The organism is Advenella alkanexedens (assembly GCF_019132845.1).
GTDB lineage: Bacteria > Pseudomonadota > Gammaproteobacteria > Burkholderiales > Burkholderiaceae_B > Advenella > Advenella alkanexedens.
Genome location: NZ_JAHSPR010000018.1, coordinates 1 through 5808 on the forward strand (window position 1 = coordinate 1; position 5808 = coordinate 5808).

Consider the following 5808-nt stretch of genomic DNA (forward strand, 5'->3'; position numbering starts at 1 on the left):
AACCTTCGGGTTTGAATCGGGTTGAGCTGAATGCGACAAGACCTACTGTAAAGCAGGTTTATGTCAGCCTCATGACCGTTGGGTCATGTTGTAATGCTCTTTAACAATATAACAGCCGATAAGTGTGGGCGCTTGGAATGTAAGAGGCCACACCAGCGTAAGCTGGTGATGCTGAATTTATACTTTAAGCGCTCACTTGAAATGAAGAAGTAAGGTTTATACATATAAACGTTATTTTCTTTTGAGTGAAGCAGCGACCATTTACCATAAAACAGTAGATGGCAATTATACAGAGATTAAACTGAAGAGTTTGATCCTGGCTCAGATTGAACGCTAGCGGGATGCCTTACACATGCAAGTCGAACGGCAGCGGGAAGAAAGCTTGCTTTCTTTGCCGGCGAGTGGCGAACGGGTGAGTAATGTATCGGAACGTGCCCAGTAGCGGGGGATAACTGGCCGAAAGGTCAGCTAATACCGCATACGCCCTACGGGGGAAAGGGGGGGATTCTTCGGAACCTCTCACTATTGGAGCGGCCGATATCGGATTAGCTAGTTGGTGGGGTAATGGCCTACCAAGGCGACGATCCGTAGCTGGTTTGAGAGGACGACCAGCCACACTGGGACTGAGACACGGCCCAGACTCCTACGGGAGGCAGCAGTGGGGAATTTTGGACAATGGGGGAAACCCTGATCCAGCCATCCCGCGTGTGCGATGAAGGCCTTCGGGTTGTAAAGCACTTTTGTCAGGGAAGAAAAGGTTCTGGCTAATACCCGGAACTGATGACGGTACCTGAAGAATAAGCACCGGCTAACTACGTGCCAGCAGCCGCGGTAATACGTAGGGTGCAAGCGTTAATCGGAATTACTGGGCGTAAAGCGTGCGCAGGCGGTTCGGAAAGAAGGATGTGAAATCCCAGGGCTCAACCTTGGAACTGCATTCTTAACTACCGAACTAGAGTATGTCAGAGGGGGGTAGAATTCCGCGTGTAGCAGTGAAATGCGTAGATATGCGGAGGAATACCGATGGCGAAGGCAGCCCCCTGGGATAATACTGACGCTCATGCACGAAAGCGTGGGTAGCAAACAGGATTAGATACCCTGGTAGTCCACGCCCTAAACGATGTCAACTAGCTGTTGGGCCCTTCGGGGCTTAGTAGCGTAGCTAACGCGTGAAGTTGACCGCCTGGGGAGTACGGTCGCAAGATTAAAACTCAAAGGAATTGACGGGGACCCGCACAAGCGGTGGATGATGTGGATTAATTCGATGCAACGCGAAAAACCTTACCTACCCTTGACATGTCTGGAATCCTTTAGAGATAGAGGAGTGCTCGCAAGAGAACCGGAACACAGGTGCTGCATGGCTGTCGTCAGCTCGTGTCGTGAGATGTTGGGTTAAGTCCCGCAACGAGCGCAACCCTTGTCATTAGTTGCCAGCATTCAGTTGGGCACTCTAATGAGACTGCCGGTGACAAACCGGAGGAAGGTGGGGATGACGTCAAGTCCTCATGGCCCTTATGGGTAGGGCTTCACACGTCATACAATGGTCGGGACAGAGGGTTGCCAAACCGCGAGGTGGAGCCAATCTCAGAAACCCGATCGTAGTCCGGATTGCAGGCTGCAACTCGCCTGCATGAAGTCGGAATCGCTAGTAATCGCGGATCAGCATGTCGCGGTGAATACGTTCCCGGGTCTTGTACACACCGCCCGTCACACCATGGGAGTGGGTTTTACCAGAAGTAGTTAGCCTAACCGCAAGGGGGGCGATTACCACGGTAGGATTCATGACTGGGGTGAAGTCGTAACAAGGTAGCCGTATCGGAAGGTGCGGCTGGATCACCTCCTTTAAGAGCAGGTTCTCCTATGTTTCAAAGCGTCCACGCTTATCGGTTGTTAGTCACATTGCACAAGGCAATGGTACCCGCCTATCGGTTTGGTGGCCTGTTAATGACAGGAAGCCAGCAGTTGGGTCAGTAGCTCAGTCGGTTAGAGCACCGTCTTGATAAGGCGGGGGTCGCTGGTTCGATTCCAGCTTGACCCACCAAACAGGTTTGTTGGGGGATTAGCTCAGCTGGGAGAGCACCTGCTTTGCAAGCAGGGGGTCGTCGGTTCGATCCCGTCATCCTCCACCAGGAATCTTGTGTGAATGTAGGTTGTTGTTTTTTAACGAAAACAAGGCTGGCGTGATTAACAAAAAACATGCTATACTTTCTGGCTCTGCTGCAGAAAGGTAGAATGCAGTGTTCAATCGTTTTGCTGTCATTTTGGTGGCGGTGAAACGGCTGAAGATTGCACTTTACGAAGTGTGATATTGGCTGTATATGTTCTTTAACAATTTGGAAGAAGCACAACAAAGTAATTCAACGGGTATGTTGGATTCCACCAGGAGTCCGGCATATGTCGATGAAAATACGGGTTGTGATTGCATTATATTTGAAGTTCTCAAATTCAAGACGTCATTCGCAAGAATGACAACCTAGAAAATGATGAACGGCACACAAACGTGAAACTCAGCATGCGGTATCGTGATTTGAAAGGCGCGATACGGCAAAAACCTATAGCCTTTAGTGTTATAGGATCAAGTGACTAAGTGCACATGGTGGATGCCTTGGCGATCACAGGCGATGAAGGACGTAATAGCTTGCGATAAGCTGCGGGGAGCTGGCAAATAAGCTTTGATCCGCAGATTTCCGAATGGGGAAACCCACTGCCTCTGGCAGTATCCTGTCCTGAATACATAGGGATAGTGAAGCGAACCGAGTGAACTGAAACATCTAAGTAACTCGAGGAAAAGAAATCAACCGAGATTCCGAAAGTAGCGGCGAGCGAAATCGGAGCAGCCTGGACGAGATAGCGCAATGTATAGTCGAACGGAATGGAAAGTCCGGCCGCAGCAGGTGATAGCCCTGTAGACGAAATGCGTTGCGTGGTACTAAGCGTCGAACAAGTAGGGCGGGACACGTGAAATCCTGTCTGAACATGGGGGGACCATCCTCCAAGGCTAAATACTCGTGATCGACCGATAGTGAACCAGTACCGTGAGGGAAAGGCGAAAAGAACCCCGGAAGGGGAGTGAAATAGATCCTGAAACCGTGTGCATACAAACAGTAGGAGCGGGCTTGTCCCGTGACTGCGTACCTTTTGTATAATGGGTCAGCGACTTACATTCAGTGGCAAGCTTAACCGAATAGGGAAGGCGTAGCGAAAGCGAGTCCGAATAGGGCGATTCAGTCGCTGGGTGTAGACCCGAAACCAGGCGATCTATCCATGGTCAGGTTGAAGGCACGGTAACACGTGCTGGAGGACCGAACCCACTAATGTTGAAAAATTAGGGGATGAACTGTGGATAGGGGTGAAAGGCTAAACAAGCCTGGAAATAGCTGGTTCTCTCCGAAAACTATTTAGGTAGTGCCTCGTGTATTACTGCCGGGGGTAGAGCACTGTTATAGCTAGGGGGTCATGGCGACTTACCAACCTATGGCAAACTCCGAATACCGGCAAGTACAGCACGGGAGACAGAGCACTGGGTGCTAACGTCCAGACTCAAGAGGGAAACAACCCAGACCGCCAGCTAAGGTCCCCAAAATTGGCTAAGTGGGAAACGAAGTGGGAAGGCATAGACAGTCAGGAGGTTGGCTTAGAAGCAGCCATCCTTTAAAGAAAGCGTAATAGCTCACTGATCGAGTCGTCCTGCGCGGAAGATGTAACGGGGCTAAGCCAGTTACCGAAGCTGCGGGTGTATGATTTATCATACGCGGTAGGAGAGCGTTCTGTAAGCCTGTGAAGGTGTCTGGAGACGGATGCTGGAGGTATCAGAAGTGCGAATGCTGACATGAGTAGCGATAAAGGGAGTGAAAAGCTCCCTCGCCGTAAGTCCAAGGTTTCCTGCGCAACGTTCATCGGCGCAGGGTGAGTCGGCCCCTAAGGCGAGGCAGAGATGCGTAGCTGATGGGAAGTTGGTTAATATTCCAACACCATTGTTGAATGCGATGGGGGGACGGATTGCGAAATGTGATCGGGTGATTGGTTGTACCCGTTGCTGGTATCGAGAAGGTGGTTAGGTAAATCCGGCCGCGTAATTCAAGGTATTGGCTCGAAGCGAACTTGTTCGCGAAGTCATAGGAAGTGGTCCCAGGAAAAGCCTCTAAGCTTCAGTTCAACAATGACCGTACCGCAAACCGACACAGGTGGACGGGATGAATATTCCAAGGCGCTTGAGAGAACTCAGGAGAAGGAACTCGGCAAATTAATACCGTAACTTCGGGAGAAGGTATGCCCTAGTAGCGTGTTAAAGCGTGAATGGGCCGCAGAGAAATGGTGGCTGCGACTGTTTATTAAAAACACAGCACTCTGCTAACACGAAAGTGGACGTATAGGGTGTGACGCCTGCCCGGTGCTGGAAGGTTAAGTGATGGTGTGCAAGCACTTGATCGAAGCCCCAGTAAACGGCGGCCGTAACTATAACGGTCCTAAGGTAGCGAAATTCCTTGTCGGGTAAGTTCCGACCTGCACGAATGGCGTAACGATGGCCACACTGTCTCCTCCTGAGACTCAGCGAAGTTGACATGGTTGTGATGATGCAATCTCCCCGCGGCTAGACGGAAAGACCCCATGAACCTTTACTGTAGCTTTACATTGAATTGTGAACCGGCCTGTGTAGGATAGGTGGGAGGCGTAGAAGTAGTGTCGCTAGATGCTATGGAGCCGTCCTTGAAATACCACCCTGGTTTGTTTGCGGTTCTAACCTAGGCCCGTTATCCGGGTTGGGGACAGTGTATGGTGGGCAGTTTGACTGGGGCGGTCTCCTCCTAAAGTGTAACGGAGGAGTTCGAAGGTACGCTAGGTACGGTCGGAAATCGTGCTGATAGTGCAATGGCATAAGCGTGCTTGACTGTGAGACTGACACGTCGAACAGGTGCGAAAGCAGGACATAGTGATCCGGTGGTTCTGAATGGAAGGGCCATCGCTCAACGGATAAAAGGTACTCTGGGGATAACAGGCTGATACCACCCAAGAGTTCATATCGACGGTGGTGTTTGGCACCTCGATGTCGGCTCATCTCATCCTGGGGCTGTAGCCGGTCCCAAGGGTATGGCTGTTCGCCATTTAAAGAGGTACGTGAGCTGGGTTTAAAACGTCGTGAGACAGTTTGGTCCCTATCTGCCGTGGGCGTTGGATACTTGACGGAGCCTGCTCCTAGTACGAGAGGACCGGAGTGGACGTACCGCTGGTGTATCGGTTGTCATGCCAATGGCATTGCCGAGTAGCTACGTACGGAAGAGATAACCGCTGAAGGCATCTAAGCGGGAAACTCGTCTGAAGATTAGGTATCCCGGGGGCTAGACCCCCCTGAAGGGTCGTTCGAGACCAGGACGTTGATAGGTCAGGTGTGTAAGCGCAGTAATGTGTTTAGCTAACTGATACTAATTGCCCGTGCGGCTTGATCCTATAACTCTGCAGGTTATATTAAACTGCTGAACATAGCGTTTCAAGTGTCGTTCAAACATCAAATCGTGTTCATGAAACCCATCATGGCCACGTCAATCCCAACACCAACAACGCATCGCAAATCCCCCACAATTACCTGACTTGTGCTTCTTCCAAATTGCTAACTGCATACACAGCAGTAAGCCATACCAGCTTACGCTTGACGACCATAGCAAGGTGGACCCACTCCTTCCCTTCCCGAACAGGACAGTGAAACGCCTTCGCGCCGATGATAGTGGATGGACATCCGTGAAAGTAGGTCATCGTCAGGCTCTTTATTACGAAAAACCCCTTCAGCACTACTGAAGGGGTTTTTTTATTGCC

The 5808-nt window shown here is 50.8% G+C and carries 2 tRNA genes and 3 rRNA genes; all 5 read left to right on the forward strand.

Features of this window, described 5'->3' with window-relative positions:
• Nucleotides 1–298: 298 nt before the first annotated feature.
• The 5 genes from KU392_RS14205 (at nucleotide 299) to rrf (ending at nucleotide 5756) form a co-directional block, all read left to right on the forward strand.
• Nucleotides 299–1844 (forward strand): 16S ribosomal RNA (locus KU392_RS14205).
• 120 nt (nucleotides 1845–1964) lie between these two features.
• Nucleotides 1965–2041: transfer RNA gene (locus KU392_RS14210), tRNA-Ile, on the forward strand.
• Between the two features lie 12 nt (nucleotides 2042–2053).
• Nucleotides 2054–2129 (forward strand) — tRNA-Ala (locus KU392_RS14215).
• Nucleotides 2130–2573: 444 nt separating this feature from the next.
• Nucleotides 2574–5445 (forward strand): 23S ribosomal RNA (locus KU392_RS14220).
• Nucleotides 5446–5643: 198 nt separating this feature from the next.
• Nucleotides 5644–5756, forward strand: a 5S ribosomal RNA gene (gene rrf / locus KU392_RS14225).
• The 16S, 23S and 5S rRNA genes sit together here with 2 tRNA genes alongside, the layout of an rRNA operon.
• Nucleotides 5757–5808: the final 52 nt, after the last annotated feature.